At 57.3% G+C, this 16,658-nt stretch carries 15 protein-coding genes; 5 read left to right on the forward strand and 10 right to left on the reverse strand.

The genetic code is table 11. From position 1 onward, the window contains the following. Positions 1 to 134: 134 nt before the first annotated feature. From ACFIO0_RS03690 to ACFIO0_RS03705, 4 genes are all read right to left on the reverse strand, one after another. Complete coding sequence (locus ACFIO0_RS03690; RefSeq protein WP_390913697.1) at positions 135 to 632, reverse strand: flavin reductase; 498 nt, start codon at positions 630 to 632, stop codon at positions 135 to 137. Between the two features lie 57 nt (positions 633 to 689). Further along, the gene (locus ACFIO0_RS03695; protein ID WP_390913699.1) at positions 690 to 1,373 is read right to left on the reverse strand and encodes an adenylate kinase; all 684 of its coding nucleotides are present in this window, start codon (positions 1,371 to 1,373) and stop codon (positions 690 to 692) included. Between the two features lie 6 nt (positions 1,374 to 1,379). After that, positions 1,380 to 3,338 (reverse strand): acetate--CoA ligase, encoded by a 1,959-nt coding sequence (gene acs, locus ACFIO0_RS03700; protein ID WP_390913701.1) that lies wholly within the window; start codon positions 3,336 to 3,338, stop codon positions 1,380 to 1,382. A 352-nt stretch (positions 3,339 to 3,690) separates the two neighbouring features. Next, positions 3,691 to 4,080 carry a carboxymuconolactone decarboxylase family protein gene (locus ACFIO0_RS03705; RefSeq protein ID WP_390913703.1) on the reverse strand — a complete coding sequence of 130 codons (390 nt, stop codon included), beginning with the start codon at positions 4,078 to 4,080 and terminating at the stop codon, positions 3,691 to 3,693. Between ACFIO0_RS03705 and ACFIO0_RS03710 the strand changes: the two genes are divergently transcribed. The 5 genes from ACFIO0_RS03710 (at position 4,079) to ACFIO0_RS03730 (ending at position 8,712) form a co-directional block, all read left to right on the forward strand. Continuing rightward, on the forward strand, positions 4,079 to 4,213 hold the full coding sequence (locus ACFIO0_RS03710; protein WP_390913705.1) for a hypothetical protein: 135 nt from the start codon (positions 4,079 to 4,081) through the stop codon (positions 4,211 to 4,213). The two genes, ACFIO0_RS03705 and ACFIO0_RS03710, sit on opposite strands and share 2 nt — an antisense overlap. A gap of 16 nt (positions 4,214 to 4,229) precedes the next feature. Further along, the gene (locus ACFIO0_RS03715) at positions 4,230 to 5,363 is read left to right on the forward strand and encodes a zinc-binding dehydrogenase (RefSeq protein WP_390913707.1); all 1,134 of its coding nucleotides are present in this window, start codon (positions 4,230 to 4,232) and stop codon (positions 5,361 to 5,363) included. Positions 5,364 to 5,553: 190 nt separating this feature from the next. Further along, on the forward strand, positions 5,554 to 6,570 hold the full coding sequence (locus tag ACFIO0_RS03720) for a TRAP transporter substrate-binding protein DctP (RefSeq protein WP_390913708.1): 1,017 nt from the start codon (positions 5,554 to 5,556) through the stop codon (positions 6,568 to 6,570). A gap of 115 nt (positions 6,571 to 6,685) precedes the next feature. Then, positions 6,686 to 7,315 (forward strand): TRAP transporter small permease subunit, encoded by a 630-nt coding sequence (locus ACFIO0_RS03725; RefSeq protein ID WP_390913710.1) that lies wholly within the window; start codon positions 6,686 to 6,688, stop codon positions 7,313 to 7,315. Further along, complete coding sequence (locus tag ACFIO0_RS03730; protein WP_390913712.1) at positions 7,315 to 8,712, forward strand: TRAP transporter large permease subunit; 1,398 nt, start codon at positions 7,315 to 7,317, stop codon at positions 8,710 to 8,712. The genes ACFIO0_RS03725 and ACFIO0_RS03730 overlap by 1 nt, the downstream gene beginning before the upstream one ends. Positions 8,713 to 8,772: 60 nt before the next feature. Here ACFIO0_RS03730 and mdoH read toward each other — a convergent pair whose 3' ends face one another. From mdoH to ACFIO0_RS03760, 6 genes are all read right to left on the reverse strand, one after another. Continuing rightward, entirely contained in the window at positions 8,773 to 10,623 is a 1,851-nt protein-coding gene (gene mdoH / locus ACFIO0_RS03735; protein WP_390913714.1) for a glucans biosynthesis glucosyltransferase MdoH, read from the reverse strand. Between the two features lie 23 nt (positions 10,624 to 10,646). Next, the gene (locus tag ACFIO0_RS03740; RefSeq protein ID WP_390913716.1) at positions 10,647 to 12,173 is read right to left on the reverse strand and encodes a glucan biosynthesis protein; all 1,527 of its coding nucleotides are present in this window, start codon (positions 12,171 to 12,173) and stop codon (positions 10,647 to 10,649) included. 407 nt (positions 12,174 to 12,580) lie between these two features. After that, positions 12,581 to 14,119, reverse strand: coding sequence for a hypothetical protein (locus tag ACFIO0_RS03745; protein WP_390913718.1), 1,539 nt, complete (start codon positions 14,117 to 14,119; stop codon positions 12,581 to 12,583). Positions 14,120 to 14,147: 28 nt separating this feature from the next. Beyond that, the gene (locus tag ACFIO0_RS03750) at positions 14,148 to 14,918 is read right to left on the reverse strand and encodes an SDR family oxidoreductase (protein ID WP_390913720.1); all 771 of its coding nucleotides are present in this window, start codon (positions 14,916 to 14,918) and stop codon (positions 14,148 to 14,150) included. Continuing rightward, positions 14,915 to 16,240 carry an FAD-binding protein gene (locus tag ACFIO0_RS03755; protein WP_390913722.1) on the reverse strand — a complete coding sequence of 442 codons (1,326 nt, stop codon included), beginning with the start codon at positions 16,238 to 16,240 and terminating at the stop codon, positions 14,915 to 14,917. Before ACFIO0_RS03755 ends, ACFIO0_RS03750 begins: the two co-directional genes overlap by 4 nt. Next, positions 16,237 to 16,653: a GtrA family protein gene (locus tag ACFIO0_RS03760; protein ID WP_390913724.1), complete on the reverse strand. Its 417-nt coding sequence runs from the start codon at positions 16,651 to 16,653 to the stop codon at positions 16,237 to 16,239. The genes ACFIO0_RS03755 and ACFIO0_RS03760 overlap by 4 nt, the downstream gene beginning before the upstream one ends. Positions 16,654 to 16,658: the final 5 nt, after the last annotated feature.

Here is a 16,658-nt window from a genome sequence, read left to right on the forward strand (position 1 = left end):
CGACCGTGACAAGTGCGTGATTTGATTGATGCGCCTTAAGGTGCGATCCGTTTGCTAAGTAGCGTTTGAATGGATCTGTGCCTGAGGATCGCGGACAGTCCATCAATTACGTAGCTAAGGTTTGACCAGGATACTTATGCTTGAAACTGCCCGAACTGCCCTTGGTGAAAGATCAGACCGGGCACGTCGCGATAGGCGGCTTGCGTGATTTGGCCCAAGATCATCGTGTGATCGCCTGCCTCGTAGGTCGTGTGAAGCGTGCAATGAAATTGCGCCGCACAACCCGCGAGAAGTGGCACGTCATCCGCGCCAACCGTCCAGTCGAACCCGTCAAAGCCGTCGCCTTGCGTCGAAAAATGCTTGGCCAGTGCGAATTGATCCGCGCCTAAAACATGGATGCAAAAAGACTGTGCTGTCACAAATGCATCATGACGCCGCGATCCGCGGCCGGGGGCCCACATCACCAACGGTGGATCCATCGAGATCGAGGAAAACGAATTTGCGGTCATCCCCAGCGGCCCGATTTCGGACTGTGTGGTAATCACCGCGACACCTGTCGCAAAACGACCCATAGCCGCGCGAAAGTCATCGCGCGTGTCAGGGCCGGGGGTAAATCGTTGCTCATCACTCATGGACGCAAGCGGTGCCACGAGGCGGCGCAATTGTCCACCGCCCGTGATGCGCCTGCGTCAGTTTGTGCTTTGTTGAACCAATGCCGACAAATCGATCCCGATTTGATCAATTGGACCCATCGCATCGATCCGTTTCAGTGCACCTTTGGCGTCATAGTAGCTGATCAAAGGGGCGGTTTGCGCGTGATACGCCTTTAGGCGGTCGCCAACGGTTTCCGCGTTGTCATCTGCGCGCCGTTTCATTTCGGTGCCGCCGCATTTGTCGCAAACCCCTGATGTTGCAGGTGTTTTGAACGTGTCATGGTACCCTTCGCCGCAGCTGCCGCACGTGTACCGACCTGCGACGCGTTCGACCATTGCGGCGTCATCAACGTCCAAAGAAATGGCTGCGTCGATTTTTTGACCGGTTTCTTGCAGCAACCCATCTAGGGCCGTGGCTTGCACATCGGTGCGGGGAAACCCGTCAAGGATCACGCCTTTGGCGCAATCTGCTTCGCTCAGGCGATCACGCAGAATGTCGATGACGATCTGATCGCTGACCAAATCGCCGGCTTTCATCACGGCCTCAGCGGCGCGACCCGCATCAGTGCCAGCAGCCACAGCAGCGCGCAGTAAATCGCCGGTGCTCAGCTGAACGTAGCCGAATTTACCTTCTAACATCCGCGCTTGCGTGCCTTTGCCAGCCCCCGGAGGGCCCAGCAAAATCAGGACGGGCGGCGTTGCTGTGTCGGTTCCATCCATGTCGATTTACGCCTTGTTCATGCGGTTGGCGATCAGGTCGTCCACCACGGACGGGTCTGCCAATGTCGACGTGTCGCCCAGCGTGTGGTGGTCGTTTTCAGCAATTTTGCGCAGGATACGACGCATGATTTTGCCAGAGCGGGTCTTTGGCAAACCGGGGGCCCATTGGATCAGATCGGGGGATGCGATTGGCCCGATTTCGCTGCGCACCCATTTGCGCAATTCCAGGCGCAGCTCTTCTGTTGGGTCTTCGCCGTTCATCAAGGTGACGTAGCAGTAAATGCCTTGGCCTTTGATGTCGTGCGGATAGCCTACAACCGCGCTTTCGGCGACTTTGGGGTGGGCGACCAAGGCGCTTTCGACTTCTGCGGTGCCCATGCGGTGGCCAGACACGTTGATCACGTCATCGACGCGGCCAGTGATCCAATAATCACCGTCTTCGTCGCGTTTGCAGCCGTCACCGGTGAAATAATATCCGGCGTAATCTGCGAAATAGGTCTTTTCGAACCGCTCGTGATCCCCCCAGACCGATCGCATTTGACCGGGCCAGCTGTCTTTGATGCAAAGCACACCTTCGACGCCGTTGCCTTCGATGATTTCGCCTGTGGCAGGTTCCAGAACGACGGGTTCAATGCCAAAAAACGGCTTCATCGCGGATCCGGGTTTCATGGCGTGGGCACCGGGCAGGGGTGTCATCAAGTGACCGCCGGTCTCGGTTTGCCACCACGTATCGACGATGGGGCAGGTGCCGCCGCCGACGATCTCGTTGTACCAATTCCACGCTTCGGGGTTGATCGGCTCACCCACTGTGCCCAGAAGTTTCAGCGACGAAAGATCACATTTTTCAACGAAACTGTTGCCTTGCCCCATCAGTGCACGCAAGGCGGTGGGGGCGGTGTAAAATTGCGCAACTTTGTGTTTTTCAACAACCTGCCAGAACCGCGAGGCGTCGGGGTAGGTTGGCACGCCCTCAAACATCAGCGTTGTCGCGCCATTCGCCAGCGGGCCGTAGACAATATAGCTGTGGCCCGTGACCCAGCCCACGTCTGCGGTGCACCAGTAGATGTCGCCGTCTTTGTAATCGAACGTAATTTCATGCGTCATCGCGGCGTAAACCAGATATCCGCCGGTCGAATGTACCACGCCCTTTGGCATGCCAGTTGATCCGGATGTGTACAGAATGAACAGCGGATCTTCGGCGTTCATTTCTGTTGGGGGGCAGTCTGTTGACGCCTCGGCGGCCAAGGCGTTGTAGTCGTAGTCGCGCCCATCAACCCATGTGGTTTGCCCGCCTGTGCGTTTCACAACCAGACATTTCACATTGTCCGAAGTGTGCAGCAACGCCTGGTCCGCATTTGATTTCAGCGGGGTGTTGCGCCCGCCGCGTGGGGCTTCGTCTGCGGTGATCACAACTTTGGCTTCTGATCCGTTGACACGGGCGGCCAAAGCGTCGGGCGAAAAGCCTGCAAACACGATGGAATGGATCGCGCCGATGCGGGCAGAGGCCAGCATCGCATAGGCAGCTTCGGGGATCATTGGCATGTAGATGACAACGCGGTCGCCTTTACCAACGCCCAAGTCCTTGAGAACATTTGCCATTTTGCAAACGTTCTTGTGCAGCTCGTTGTAGGTGATGTGCAAGGCTTCGTCGTCGGGACTGTCTGGTTCCCAGATGATCGCCGTCTGATCGCCGCGTGTTGCCAGATGCCGGTCCACGCAATTGGCGGCAACATTCAGTGTGCCATCGGCGTACCAGTTGATCGACACGTTGCCCAAATCATAGGACACGTCCTTGACCTGCGTGTAGGGTTTGATCCAATCGACGCGCTTGCCGTGTTCGCCCCAGAACGCATCCGGGTCCGCAATCGACGCCGCATACATCGTGTCATATTTCGCCGCATCGACATGGGCATTTGCAGCCATTTCGGCGGATGGAGGAAAAGTTTTCGCGGCGGTGTCTGACATTGGTCGCTCCTGACGGTGTGTTCTGTTCGTACGGAACGACGGCGCTGACAATCGCACCGCGTCCTCCCTTGGCCGAGATAATACCGCGATCTGAAAAGAAAGGAATAACTTACGGTAATATAAGGGTTTGCTTGTAAATCTTTTTCCCTGCGCAACTGTGGTTTGTAAATTTAGCTGTAAAGGCTGTAAATTTCTCCGTGTTTTCCACCTTTTGCCTGTCAAAGCCTTTGCAGTGAAGCCTTTGACAATTTCGCCGGCATCGTTGCGTAAGTTTCGTAAAGGTTAACAATGCCCTGCGACACATTGTTTCCTTGACGATTTTCCTGCGATTTTGGCCAGAATCAGAAGTGGCTTACAAAAGCCCGCGTTCCTCTAGAACTTTGCGGGCCACGCGAAAGCATTCCAACCCCTGAGGCACCCCGCAATAGATCGCGATGGCGTGCACAGCGGCGCGGATTTCCTCGATCGAGCAGCCGTTGTTTATGGCCCCGTTGCAGTGGATTTCCCATTCGTGCATTTTGCCAAGCCCGCCCAGCATCGACAGGTTCATCAAGCTGCGGGTTTTGGCGTCAATCGCGTCGTCGCCCCACCCAAAACCCCAGCACCATGCGGTCATGGCCTCTTGGAAGGGGCGGTTGAAATCATCCGCCGCATCCAGATTTTTCTGCACATAGTCGCCTCCCAATGTGGCTTTGCGCTGGGTCAGGCCCGCTTGGAAAAGATCTTCGTCAAAAAGGCTCATGGGTTTGGTATCCTTGGGTGAAAAGTGGTGTGCATTTGTCCGCGCTTTTATCGCGATAATGGAGGCAGGCCAAGCGATCAGAGCCGACATCAAATGTGCCATTGCTGGCGGTTACGGACCTGCGTACACCTGATGCACCACACAAACTGATGCGTGACACCACCAACTTTGAGGACCCCCAAATGCCTGACACTTTGCCCACCACAATGAACGCGTTTGTTTTGCACCGCCACGGTGGCATGGACGCGATGGACTTTCACGACGATTGGGCGATGCCGCAGGTTGGCCCGGACGATGTGCTGATCAAAGTCGGAGCCTGCGGTCTGAACAACACGGACGTCAACACGCGCTCGGGCTGGTATTCCAGCACAGTGACCGAGGCGACGACCGGTGGTGCCTACGATGATGTCTCGCAACAAGACCCAAGCTGGGGTGGCGCGCCGATCCAGATGCCACGTATTCAAGGGGCCGATGCCGTCGGTGTGGTTGTGGCTGTTGGGGCCAATGGGTCAGCGGATTTGGTCGGCAAACGTGTCATGACAGATTGCTGGCAGCGCGACTGGTCCGACCCGATGAACCGCGACAAGACGGGTTATTTTGGCAGCGAACGTGACGGTGGCTTTGCGCAGTTTACAACTGCTGACCGGCGCAACGTGGGTGTTGTCGACAGCGCGCTGTCCGATGCAGAATTGGCGACGTTTTCATGCAGCTACACCACCGCCGAAGGCATGTTGTCGCGCGCCAATGTTGGTGCAGATGATGTGGTTTTGGTGACGGGGGCTTCTGGTGGGGTCGGGTCGGCTCTGATCCAACTGGCCAAACGGCGCGGGGCAAAAGTCGTCGCAATGGCATCGGAGGCAAAGCATGCCCAAATGGCCGGTCTGGGGGCCGACGCGCTGTTGCCGCGCAGCCCTGAAAACCTGAAACAAGCACTGAAGACCGCGATCGGCCAAGACACGGTTACCGTTGTTGCCGACATCGTGGGTGGCCCGTATTTTGGCACCGTGATCGACGTTTTGGCGCGCGGTGGGCGCTATACGTGTTCCGGCGCAATCGCTGGCCCGATTGTCGAATTGGACCTGCGCACGTTCTATCTGCGCGACTTGACGTTCACAGGATCGACTGTGGTTCCGACCCATATTTTTGGCGACCTGATCGGCTATATTGAACGCGGCGAAGTCCGCCCGATGCTGGCCCAAACCTTTCCGCTGTCGCAATTGCGCGACGCCCAGCAAACCTTTATCGACAAGACCCACGTTGGCAATATCGTCGTCATCCCGTGACGTCGACGTTTCGCCATTTCAGGACTTCTGAACAGAAGGATGTGCACAATACTGCATGCGGGTAATGTGTGCAGGCACAACCTCCGGTACGCCTGTGCGGTAATTCTGACATAAACCCTTGGCACCTTGTGGGGGGTCGGCTAGCCTCTGGTTCAGTTGGGCATCTGCGCCCGCACATAGGGAGAAAAAAATGAACAAGATTGCACTGGGTGCCATTGCTGGCACGCTGACATGCGCCTTTGCACTAGAGGCAGCCGCAACCGAATGGAACGTATCTGTTTGGGGCAAACGCCGCGCCTTTACGGAGCACGTCGAAAAGTTGGCCGAATTGGTATCTGAAAAAACCAACGGCGAATTCACCATGAACATCAGCTATGGTGGTCTGTCCAAGAACAAAGAAAACCTCGACGGGATTTCTATCGGTGCGTTCGAAATGGCGCAGTTCTGCGCGGGCTACCACCGTGATAAAAACCGCGTTGTAACGGTTCTGGAACTGCCATTCTTGGGCGTTGAAAACCTCGCACAAGAAGTTGCGGTGTCCAAAGCCGTCTACGCCCACCCCGCAGCGGCCGAAGAAATGGCTCAGTGGAACGCGAAACTGCTGATGACCTCGCCAATGCCACAGTACAATCTGGTCGGCACCGGTGACGCGCGCATGACGCTGGACGATTTCAAAGGCATGCGCGTTCGTGCAACCGGCGGCATCGGCAAAGCCTTTGCATCCGTTGGTGGCGTTCCGACATCTGTGACCGCGACCGAAGCGTATCAGGCGATGGAAGGTGGATTGGTCGACACGGTTGCGTTTGCCCAGCACGCGCACTTGTCCTTTGGCACGATCAACCAAGCGACGTGGTGGACAGCCAACTTGAACCCCGGCACGGTGAACTGCCCGGTTGTCGCAAACATCGACGCCTATGACGCACTGTCTGATGCCGAGCGTGAAGCGCTCGATTCCTCAATTCCCGAAGCGCTGGATCACTATCTGGCCAACTACGGCGAATTGCTGGGCCGTTGGGACAGCGTTCTGGAAGAAAAAGGCGTGAAAAAAGTCGAAATCAGCGACGACGTGATTGCTGAATTCCGCACAATCGCCGCTGACCCGATCCGCGACGAGTGGATCAAAGACATGGAAGCCCAAGGCCTGCCGGGCCAAGAGCTGTATGATCTGGTTGTGAAAACATTGGCCGAGGCCAAGGCGACTAATTAAGACCAAACAACTGGGTCGTCCCAATCGGGGCGGCCTACTTCGTTTTCGATCAACGACCCAAGCGGGCCCTTGTTCAAAAACGGTGAAAATGCCGATAAAAACGGGGGGATAGACCATGGCAGGCTCAGGTGCTGTGCTGGAGGATTCCAGTCTGCTCAGTAGATTGGATCGTGCACTTTTACCGCTGGAACGTGTGTGTGCGTTGATCAGCGGCCTCGCGATTTTCTCACTGATGTTCCTTGCGGCGTATTCCGTATCGGGGCGCAAATTCTTTGGCACGCCCATGCAAGGCTACGTCGATATCATCGAGTTGATGATGCCGATCATCGCGATCATGGGCGTCGCTTACGTGCAGCGTGATGGCACGCACATCCGCATGGATATGCTGGTCAGCAAGCTGAGCGGGCGCACCTTGTGGCTGTTCGAACTGGTGTCGGTTCTGATGATCCTGATCTTGATGCTGGCGCTGATGTGGGGGTCCTGGGATCACTTCGCCCGCTCGTTTGATTGCGCGCGCCCTTGGTGCAGCAAAGACAGCACCACCGATATTTATCTGCCACTTTGGCCGTCCAAACTGGTGGTGCCGTTTGCCTTTGGAGTGCTGGTTTTGCGCCTGATTTTGCAGGTTTGGGGCTACAGCCGCGCGCTTGTTTTCAACCTCGAAAACCCCGCTGGCGTTCCTTTGAACCTGACCGTAGCAGAGCAGGCGGCCATCGAGGCCCGTTCCTTGGAAGGGGCAGACTGATGGATAGTATTTCAATCGGATTGTGGGTGTCGGGCGGCATGCTGGTGATGGTTTTGCTGGGCATGCGGGTGGCGTTTGCCGCCGGTATGGCGGGCTTTGTCGGGCTGGTTTGGCTGCGCTGGAACGGATTTGACTACGACCCCGAGAAATTCGGCAAGGCGTTGCAAATCAGCGTGCGGATCGCCGGTCTAACCCCACAATCCAAAGTCAGCGCCAATGTTTTGTCGCTGATCCCTGTGTTCATTCTGATCGGCTATTTGGCCTACTACGCCCACCTGACAACGGCCCTGTTCGAGGCCTGCAAACGCTGGTTTGGCTGGGTTCCGGGGGGCTTGGCGGTGTCCACCGTCTTTGCAACGGCAGGCTTTGCTGCGGTGTCTGGGGCGTCTGTGGCGACCGCGGCTGTGTTCGCGCGCATCGCCATCCCCGAGATGCTAAAGCTGGGCTATAACAAACAATTCGCCGCAGGCGTCGTGGCGGCAGGGGGCACGTTGGCCTCGCTGATCCCACCCTCGGCTATCCTTGTGATTTACGCGATCATTGTGGAACAAGACGTGGGCAAACTGCTGCTCGCGGGCTTCATCCCGGGTGCGTTTTCAGCGATCGTTTACGCGGGTCTGATCATCGGTATCGCGATGACGTTCAAGACGGTTGGCCCGCCCGTGCGCGGGTTTACGTGGACGCAGCGGTTTGCGTCCTTGCCACCGGCCTTGCCCATCGTGGCGGTGGTCGTGATCATCATCTTTTTCGTCTACAACCCGTTTGGCGATGCGTGGGGCACACCGACCGAAGGCGGCGCAATCGGCGCGTTCATCGTCTTCTGCATGGCGCTGTATCGGGGCATGCGCTGGGGGCAATTGAAAGAAGCACTGCTGGAAACCGCCAAGTTGACGGTGATGATTTTCACCATCATCTGGGGCGTGCTGATCTACGTACGCTTCCTAGGCTTCGCCAAATTGCCAGACGCGTTTTCGGATTGGATCACCTCGTTAGAAATGTCGCCAATGCTGATTTTGGTCTGCATTTTACTGGCCTACGCGGTGTTGGGCATGTTCATGGATGCTATCGGAATGCTGCTGCTGACGTTGCCGGTGGTTTACCCTGCGGTCATGGCGCTGAACGGCGGCGAATACGTGTCTGCGGCGGACAGTGCGTTCGGAATGTCGGGCCCAATGTGCGCGATCTGGTTCGGGATTTTGGTGGTCAAAATGGCAGAGTTCTGTCTGATCACACCGCCCATCGGGCTGAACTGTTTTGTGGTGGCAGGCGTGCGCGATGACCTGACCGTGCAGGATGTGTTCAAAGGCGTGATGCCGTTTTTCGTGGCGGACGCTGCAACAATTGCGGCGCTGGTTGCCTTTCCGGGTATCGTGCTGTGGTTGCCGTCACTGGTTTAGGCGGCTCTGAACGAGAATGGCCGCCCACCAAAAGAGGGGGCTCTCGCGCCTTTCGAGGTCTTATTCAGCGGCGATTGGCTGGGATGTTGATAGTGTCGTCGCAAACCTGTGGCGCTCTGCCATAGCACAACGGATGATGTCCGGCGGGGCCAATTGCTCGGGCGTGCCAAGCTGTTTGGCGGACCAACTGTGTGCGTTCAAATTCATCCCGCTCAGCGCGGACAATGGGATGGCAAGGCACAAGGATGCGGCAATCGGCGACAGCCATAACGTCACAAGCCCCAGCACGATCCCCGCGACAAGCAACGTGCCGATGACGGTTTCGAACAGGTGAAACTTGGTCATGACGGCGACAGAATATTTCCCGCCCCCGCGTTGTTGCGGTGTCCAGGTTTCGCTAATTCCTATTGTCCTGCGCGCAACCGAGATGGATTGTTGGACCATCAGGATCGGTGCGTAGGCCACAGACAGGATGATTTCCGTCACAACTGACAGGACGAACTGCGGTGCACCGCCAACGTCTCGCATCTGAATGCCGGTGCGCGGGGCCATCACTGCCCCGATGATCTTGGGGGCCAAAAGCATCGTGTATACGAACCCGAGGATGGCCAGCCCGTTGCCGACGTTTATTTCTGGCCAGCTGACTTGCGGGTCATAGCCGCTGAAGTAATGCACAGCGTTGGTGTTTTTACCGTCCCCGAACAGCGCCCAGACCAGCAACAACATCAGCCAGGCGGGCGAGGTCAGATAGCTGATGATCCCGCACAGCAGATGCAGGCGTGACACCGGATGAAAACTGCGTATGCCAAGCAGACGCAGGTGTTGCAGGTTGCCTTGGCACCAACGCCGGTCCCGTAAGACAAAGTCGATCAAGGTCGCGGGGGCTTCCTCATAACTGCCCTGAATATGGGGCAAAAACCTGACCGACCATCCCGCGCGGCGCAGGAATGCGGCCTCGACAAAGTCGTGCGACAAAATGAGATGCGAGGGACCGCGTCGCGACGGCAGGCGGGGCAGGCCGGCACAACTGGCAAATGCTTCGGTTCGGATGATGGCGTTGTGCCCCCAATAGTTGCCTTCGCGGTCCGTCCAGCGTGCTAGTCCTTCGGCGGGGGCGGCCCCGTGGATGCGCGAGGCAAATTGCAACATTCTTCCAAACAGGGTTTGCGCCCCGATAAGCCTTGGAAAGGACTGGACCAGCCCCGCGCCTGGATCACTGCCCATGGCATCGGCCAATTCAACAATCGCCGCGCCGCTCATCAGGCTGTCGGCATCCAGAACCAGCATCGCGGGGTAGGCACCGCCGTAGCGTTCGACCCACTCGGTCAGATTGCCCACTTTGTAATCGGTATTTTCGACCCTGCGACGGTAAAAAACTTTGTTCGGAAACGACGCCCATAATGTTTGGAACGCCTCCAATTCCCGCTTGGCCGTCAGATCATCGCGCGTGTCAGACAGCACAAAAAGCGTGAAGGTATGGGCCGATTTTTCGATCTTTAATGCAGCGATCATCGCAGCGGCGTTGCCAAAAACATCGGATGTCACTTCGTTGTAGATTGGCATCAACAGGGCCACATCAAGTGGTTTGACGAGGCCCTGTGTGGTGGCACAGGGGCGCGGGTGGCGCATTGCCACAACCCCGGCAACGGCCGTGGTGACAGACAGCGAAATCCAGAAAAACGTGAAGGCCATCAACCCGACCACGACGCCTTCAAACCAGGAAAAACCGTTGATTGCGAACCACTGCGTAAAGGCGGCAAGCAACCCCAAAGTGGCCAAGATCGCTGGCAGAAAGACGCCAATCCGCCACCTACGCGTCGTTGAATGTGCCTGCATTGCCACCGCTTTGGGATCGCGAAATGGCCGGTCCAGACGCTGGATCGGTCGCAGCAAGGGCCGCGGTGCCGGCATTCGCCCGCCGTGTTGCAAAGGGGTTATGCTGTCCATCGGTAAAGCCAAACCTCGCTGACCGGTGTGTCGCCCTTGAGCAATTGCGCGCGCAATTCAATTCTAGTCGCATCCTGAGGGGTGAGGTGAAATGCCAATCGCACGTCGCCCGTGCCCGGATTGCGCTGCAAAATGCCCTCGGATACTTTGCCTGCGTCGTTGGTGATCAGCATCTGGATGTCGGACAAATCACCTGCAAAAATCGCATGGTCCGCAAAGTCGATGGCAACGATTGTGTCAATCTTATCAAAGGCCTTGCCGATCCGTGTGTTCGACACGCGCGGCAAATCGGGCAAACCGGTTGCTTTGTCGCCCCATGCCATTGCGTAGCCAAAGCTGTATTCTGATCCCGCTGCCATTGGTTCTGCGGGGCGCCAGTACGCGACGGTATTGTCGTAGATTTCTTTGTCAGACGGGATTTCAACCAGCTCCACCGATCCTGCCCCCCAGTCCCCGTTCGGGGTGATCCAGAGAGACGGGCGGTTCTCGTAAAAGGCTTGCAAATCACCGAATTTCTCGGGGTCGCGGGTGCGTTGCATCAGGCCGAAACCACGTGGGTTTTCGTCGTTGAAAACGCTGATCTCGAGCTCTTTTGGATTGGCAAGTGGCCGCCAAATCCGCTCGCCGGTGCCATTCCACATCAGCAGGCCGTCGCTGTCATGCACGCCGGGCCGGAAATCCTGGAAACGGCCACGGTTGGTTTCATCAAACAGGAACATCGACGTCAGCGCACCAAGCCCGACATGGTGCAGATCAACGCGCGGGAACAGCGTGGCTGTCACATCGACATTGGTGGTGTCGCCCGTCGATATCTTGAAGGTATACGCCCCGGTGGTTGACGGCGAATTCAGCAATGCGTGAACGGTAAACACCGTGTCGCCCGGTGCGGCGGCTTGTACCCAGAAATCGGTAAAGTCGGGGAATTCTTCGCCGCCCGGATCGCCGGTGCGCAACGCCAATCCGCGCGCTGACAAGCCGTAGCCCTGACCTTTGGCAACGGCGCGGAAATAGCTGGCCCCTTGGAACACAACGAATTCATCAAAGTGGCTGGGCGTGTTCAAGGTGGTCCTCAGGCGGAACCCAGAATAGCCCATCGTATCATCGACAGGCAAATTCGGCAGATCGCCCCTGATCTCGAACAACGACAGATCATAGCCGAGCGTTTTGGCGATGCCGTCCTCAACGATGTTGATCGTGGCGGGGCGCGTTGTGTACAAACCAGCTGTGAACAGGTCCATCGTTAGGGGGCGGTCTTCATCGATCCAAATGCCGTTTTCGAGATCAAACTGGATCTTGTTGAAGTCTTCAAAAGACAGGTTTTGCCATGGCGCGGGGATCAGTGGCTTTGGTTCGTAATCTTGTTGTGCCAGTGCGCGGGCGTGCTCCAATAACCACTCTGTGCTGAACGGTGCCTCTGCCGTTATCAAGTTTTCTGCAGACCAGGCGGCAGACCAAGGAGAGGTCGCAGTCGAGGCTGCGATGCCAGCCAAAAGGGCGCGTCGGGAGATCATCATAACGAAGTCAACTTTCTTATGTGTTGATCTTTTTGGCTAGGACTGTGGTGCCAAAAAGATCAAAGGGCCGAAGCCGATGAGGTTGGTATTTTCTGCATTCAGAGTTCAGCGTATTGATAAATACATAAGCGACCCGCAGCGATGTCACAAAACGCCGGACCTCAAAGCGGCAAGGAATTGCTGAGGTTTTTATCAAAAAGTCATGTTTCATGGGCCGGTTTTTGCCGAGTGTTGGGTTCCGCAGGGGGATAGGCAGATGCGCGTCCTCGCACGGCGGGTAAGACTGGCGTTACCCATGCCAAGCGCTGAAGATTCTGGAGCGCGCGTTAGGGGCAATAACGCGCCAACCGTCATTCTAGGCACCCTCGGATTCCCTTGAAACTGGCGTCGCACACATCTTTAGCGTGTCAAAGGGTGGGCTCTTTGCGCCGGTAAACCTGCCACAGCGCGGTCTGCTGGACCGCTTTGTAATGGGTCTTGATGTAGGCACTGTATATGTCCTTCATCAGGTCCGTCGTGGTTGTGGCAATGGGCCGTTTCGGGATCATTACCACATCGACACCCCCCAACAAATCCTGCGCTGAAAGATGGAAATCGGCGTCAAAGTTGCGCCCGTCGTGCATCCATGCGGTTCCACCCGGGGGGGGATTGATGCCTGCAAGCGACGTCATCGGGCTGGCGAAATCCAGGACCAGCACGTTGTCCGCTGGTGGCTCCAGGGATGCCAGCATCAAGACGCCTTTTTCCAAAGTTTCGGCGTAATCAGAGTAGAATTTGAATTGCCCGCCATCGAGCGTGTTGACGATGCGGATGTCTTTGCCGTTTGGGGTTCCCAAAGCGATGCCTGCGCTGCTTGCGACCATTGCGGCGTGCAATCCCAATGCAGCGGCCGAGGACACTCCGATCGGGATCATCAAAACGATCACCAAAACTGCTGCGCCGCGTGTCACCATGTCGGCGCTGTTGGGCAAACCCTGTCGCCATTGACGCGCCAGATGTTCACCGGCGACGACCCCGCCTGCCAGCAATGTCACAACGCCGCGGATTTGAAAATTCTGCAACAGCAATGCATACCCTGCGCAGCCGCAAAACCCGTAGAACAGCACGTCGTTAACGCGGCCTCTTTGCCAAACGGCCAGTGCCGCCAAACACCCGAACAAGACGTATTCGCCTGACGTTTCCAGCAATGACACAACATAGTCGCGGGGCGGCAAAACGGCGCTGACGTTTGATGCATCAACCAGATCCGCGATGTGCATCTGCGTGCCGCCCCAAAACATCTCGATCACGACACCAGAAAGGGCGATGATCAAGATTGCACCAGCTGCCCAACGTCTTTGGATCGGATGTACAAGCATGAGGATCAAAAACCCCAAGGCAACGACGCCGTAGGTTGCCTTTGTGTAGATCAACATCAGCGTCAACGCGCTCGCCGCCAAGGTGTCGCCCGCCAGTTGGTGACGCACCGGTCGGTTGGGCCGCAAATGCATGATCAACAGGATCCCAATCAGCGCCCAGCCGATCCGGTTATAGAACATCGCAAACGAGATATTTATCACGATTTCTCCGGTGTTCATCGGCGTGATCATCAGCAACAGTAAAACGATAGCCCATGGCACCGCGATCAGGGGTCGAACCCGTGTGCCAAGCACATGGATCATGATGGGCCCTGTCACGACCATCAGGGCCGACAACCCTATTGGCATCGCCAGCCCGAGATTGCCGCTGATCCAATATCCCAACGCCGGAATGTAGAACGACAGTGGGCCCAACGCTGTGTGAAAATCGCGGTTCGGCACTTGGCCCTGAACAACGCGATAGCCGCCATCAAGGAATATCAAGAGATCGTTAAAATATCGCGAGGTCGCCGTTGCCCCCGGCAAAATGAGGATCGCGCTGCAGATCACAACGGTGACGATAACCGTCAAAGCGATCGGTGAAAGCATGCTGAAAGGCCGTGGCATTTGCAAACCTTCAGAGCTTCAGGCGTTTAAAGATCGGCTCGGGCAGGGCACAAATGATGCCCATAATCAGCCGCCAAACGCGGAAAGTGTAAACGACATTCGCCTTGTTCGTTTGCAGGTCCAGAATGCGCTGCGCGACGGCCTCGGGGCTGGCTGTCAACGCTTTGGGCAGGTTCATGCCTGCGGTCATTGCGGTGTCCACAAAGCCGGGTTTGACTGTCACGATCCGCACGTCTGTTTGCCCAAACCGGTTGCGCAGACCTGACAGGTAGGCTGAAAACCCGGCTTTGCTTGCGCCGTAGACGTAGTTTGATGCCCGTCCGCGATCGCCCGCCACCGAACTGACGCCGACGATCAGCCCGTGACCGCGCGTGGCAAACCGCCCTGCGAGTAGCTCTAACAACAGCGCTGGGCCTTCGAAATTGGTTCTCATGATTGCAGTCGCGTGGTCCGGGTCGTCTTGGGCGCGCGGTTGATCCCCCAACATGCCAACAACGCAAACAATGGTGTCGGGCAGATCGCCAAGGCTGTCGATGAACCCGTCAAAACTGCCGGTTTCGAGGATATCGAGGGGGTAAACTGGAACCTGATCTGCACCGCGTCGGGTCTGAATGTCCTCGGCGTTACGTGTGGCCGCCTCAACGTTGCGCGCAGCAAACGCGACACGCCAGCCTTTGGCCGCATAGGCATCGCCAACGGCCCGCCCGATGTCTGACGTACCACCGATAACCAGCAGCCTTTTGCCCGCATCACGGACGACGGGGGTGTGCATGTTACTCATAAATCAAGCCTTTCGGACAGTTTTGACGCTATTTTGTCGACAACTCCGACATCCCGTCGAATTTTGCGAAACTTGGCGATGTTCGGATATCCAGCACTAAATGTGGCGCGGGATTGGCAGGCGTCTTTGGCCAGATAAATGCGCCCGCCCGCCTGCGCGACAAGCAGGTCAATTTCAGCCAACAGTGCCAACCGTTTTTCGCTGACCGGCAAATCTAGCGCCAGCGTCAACCCATCGCGCGGAAATGACATCAGACCAGCACCGGGCCCGAGGCATTTCAGAACCGCCAGAAAAGACCCTTCGCCACGAGACGACAACAGATCAAGGATCGCTGTCAGAACCTGCTCGGCGCTTTCGTTCGGGATCACACATTGATGCTGCACAAATCCGCGCGTGCCATAGATGCGGTTCCAGTTGGCGATACCGTCGAGCGGGAAAAAGTAACTGTCCCAGGGCACCAGCGTCGTGCGCCCGGATTTTTTGAAACCGCGCCGATAGTAAACGGCGTTGAAGGCGGACACTGACGCGGTATTCAGCACCCAGCCCGGCAATTCGACCGGCACCCCCAGACGTCCGTTGCGGGTGGGGGGAAACTGTTCGTACCCGTCTGGCAGGTCGTCTTGGGTCGCGTGTTCGCCCGCAAGGATCAACGAGCGCCCAAGGGCTGCACCGCGCGCCAGAACGTCGATCCACGCGACGGTGTAGGTTGTGTCTTTGGTCTGACGCAGCAGCGCGATGGCGTCTTTCAGGTTCTTGGCGGCGTGTGTCGTTTGACGGACCCATCCGCTTTGTACAGGTTTTAGCCGGAAACCAGCCGACAGGATCGTACCGGTCAACCCCATTCCGCCGATTGTGGCGTGAAACAACTCCGGGTTTTCGTGCGGCGCACAGCGCAGGATCCGGCCATCGGGCAGGGCCAGTTTCAACCACGCAACGTGGTGTCCAAAGGTGCCGTCGTTGTGCTGGTTCTTGCCGTGCACATCCGATGCGATCATGCCACCAACCGTCACAAAACGCGTGCCGGGCACCACGGTCGGGAAAAACCCGCGGGGCAAAAAGCAGTCGATGATCTCGGCTAGCGAAACGCCTGCCTCAACCGCAAGCAACCCTGTGCGCGGGTCGAACGACTGCATCCGATCCAGCCCTGTCATCGACAATGTAGCGTCGCGCCCAATGGCGGCGTCACCGTACGACCGGCCCAACCCGCGCGCGATCAGGCCAGTGCCACCTGCGGTTACGCCCGCTGCCTCATCAAGGGTCGATGCAGCCGTCAGCGCACCGATCTGTCGGGGGTATCGGCCCCACCCACTTAGGTCTTTCATACGGTCGCGTCCCGAAACACGTGACGCCGATCAAGCTGGAATTTGATGATGTACCCGATACTTAGCCCCAACACCGCGCCGGAATATTTTGCAAAATCAGTCGGCCAGAGCGCGTAAAAACCTAGTTCAAACCCCCAAAAGATTAGCGTCGTCAGCACACTGAACAGGCCGGACAAAGTGATGCGGTGCGCCTCTGCTGCGGGGCTGGTGTAGGCCTCGCGGAAGGTCCAGATCTTGTCGATGACATATTTGACGGCAAAGCCCGCGATGGTGCCGATAAGAATCGAAACCATCAAGGGTGCCGCCGGTGCGCCGACAACTGTGATCTGCTGTGCGACCAGATTGGCCGCAACCGAAACGACTGCCGAAATCGCGTAGCGCACAAAGGGGTGGCGGTCTGAAACCAACCGCATCACTG

The sequence above is a fragment of the Pseudosulfitobacter sp. SM2401 genome (assembly GCF_042932805.1).
Classification (GTDB): domain Bacteria; phylum Pseudomonadota; class Alphaproteobacteria; order Rhodobacterales; family Rhodobacteraceae; genus Ascidiaceihabitans.

What these genes read in the sequence shown, in the direction of transcription:
- ACFIO0_RS03690 (WP_390913697.1), bottom strand. Translation starts at nt 632, where the DNA reads ATGAGTGATGAGCAACGATTTACCCCCGGCCCTGACACGCGCGATGAC.
- ACFIO0_RS03695 (WP_390913699.1), bottom strand. Translation starts at nt 1,373, where the DNA reads ATGGATGGAACCGACACAGCAACGCCGCCCGTCCTGATTTTGCTGGGC.
- acs (WP_390913701.1), bottom strand. Translation starts at nt 3,338, where the DNA reads ATGTCAGACACCGCCGCGAAAACTTTTCCTCCATCCGCCGAAATGGCT.
- ACFIO0_RS03710 (WP_390913705.1), top strand. Translation starts at nt 4,079, where the DNA reads ATGGGTTTGGTATCCTTGGGTGAAAAGTGGTGTGCATTTGTCCGCGCT.
- ACFIO0_RS03705 (WP_390913703.1), bottom strand. Translation starts at nt 4,080, where the DNA reads ATGAGCCTTTTTGACGAAGATCTTTTCCAAGCGGGCCTGACCCAGCGC.
- ACFIO0_RS03715 (WP_390913707.1), top strand. Translation starts at nt 4,230, where the DNA reads ATGCGTGACACCACCAACTTTGAGGACCCCCAAATGCCTGACACTTTG.
- ACFIO0_RS03720 (WP_390913708.1), top strand. Translation starts at nt 5,554, where the DNA reads ATGAACAAGATTGCACTGGGTGCCATTGCTGGCACGCTGACATGCGCC.
- ACFIO0_RS03725 (WP_390913710.1), top strand. Translation starts at nt 6,686, where the DNA reads ATGGCAGGCTCAGGTGCTGTGCTGGAGGATTCCAGTCTGCTCAGTAGA.
- ACFIO0_RS03730 (WP_390913712.1), top strand. Translation starts at nt 7,315, where the DNA reads ATGGATAGTATTTCAATCGGATTGTGGGTGTCGGGCGGCATGCTGGTG.
- mdoH (WP_390913714.1), bottom strand. Translation starts at nt 10,623, where the DNA reads ATGCCGGCACCGCGGCCCTTGCTGCGACCGATCCAGCGTCTGGACCGG.
- ACFIO0_RS03740 (WP_390913716.1), bottom strand. Translation starts at nt 12,173, where the DNA reads ATGATGATCTCCCGACGCGCCCTTTTGGCTGGCATCGCAGCCTCGACT.
- ACFIO0_RS03745 (WP_390913718.1), bottom strand. Translation starts at nt 14,119, where the DNA reads ATGCTTTCACCGATCGCTTTGACGGTTATCGTCACCGTTGTGATCTGC.
- ACFIO0_RS03750 (WP_390913720.1), bottom strand. Translation starts at nt 14,918, where the DNA reads ATGAGTAACATGCACACCCCCGTCGTCCGTGATGCGGGCAAAAGGCTG.
- ACFIO0_RS03755 (WP_390913722.1), bottom strand. Translation starts at nt 16,240, where the DNA reads ATGAAAGACCTAAGTGGGTGGGGCCGATACCCCCGACAGATCGGTGCG.
- ACFIO0_RS03760 (WP_390913724.1), bottom strand. Translation starts at nt 16,653, where the DNA reads ATGCGGTTGGTTTCAGACCGCCACCCCTTTGTGCGCTACGCGATTTCG.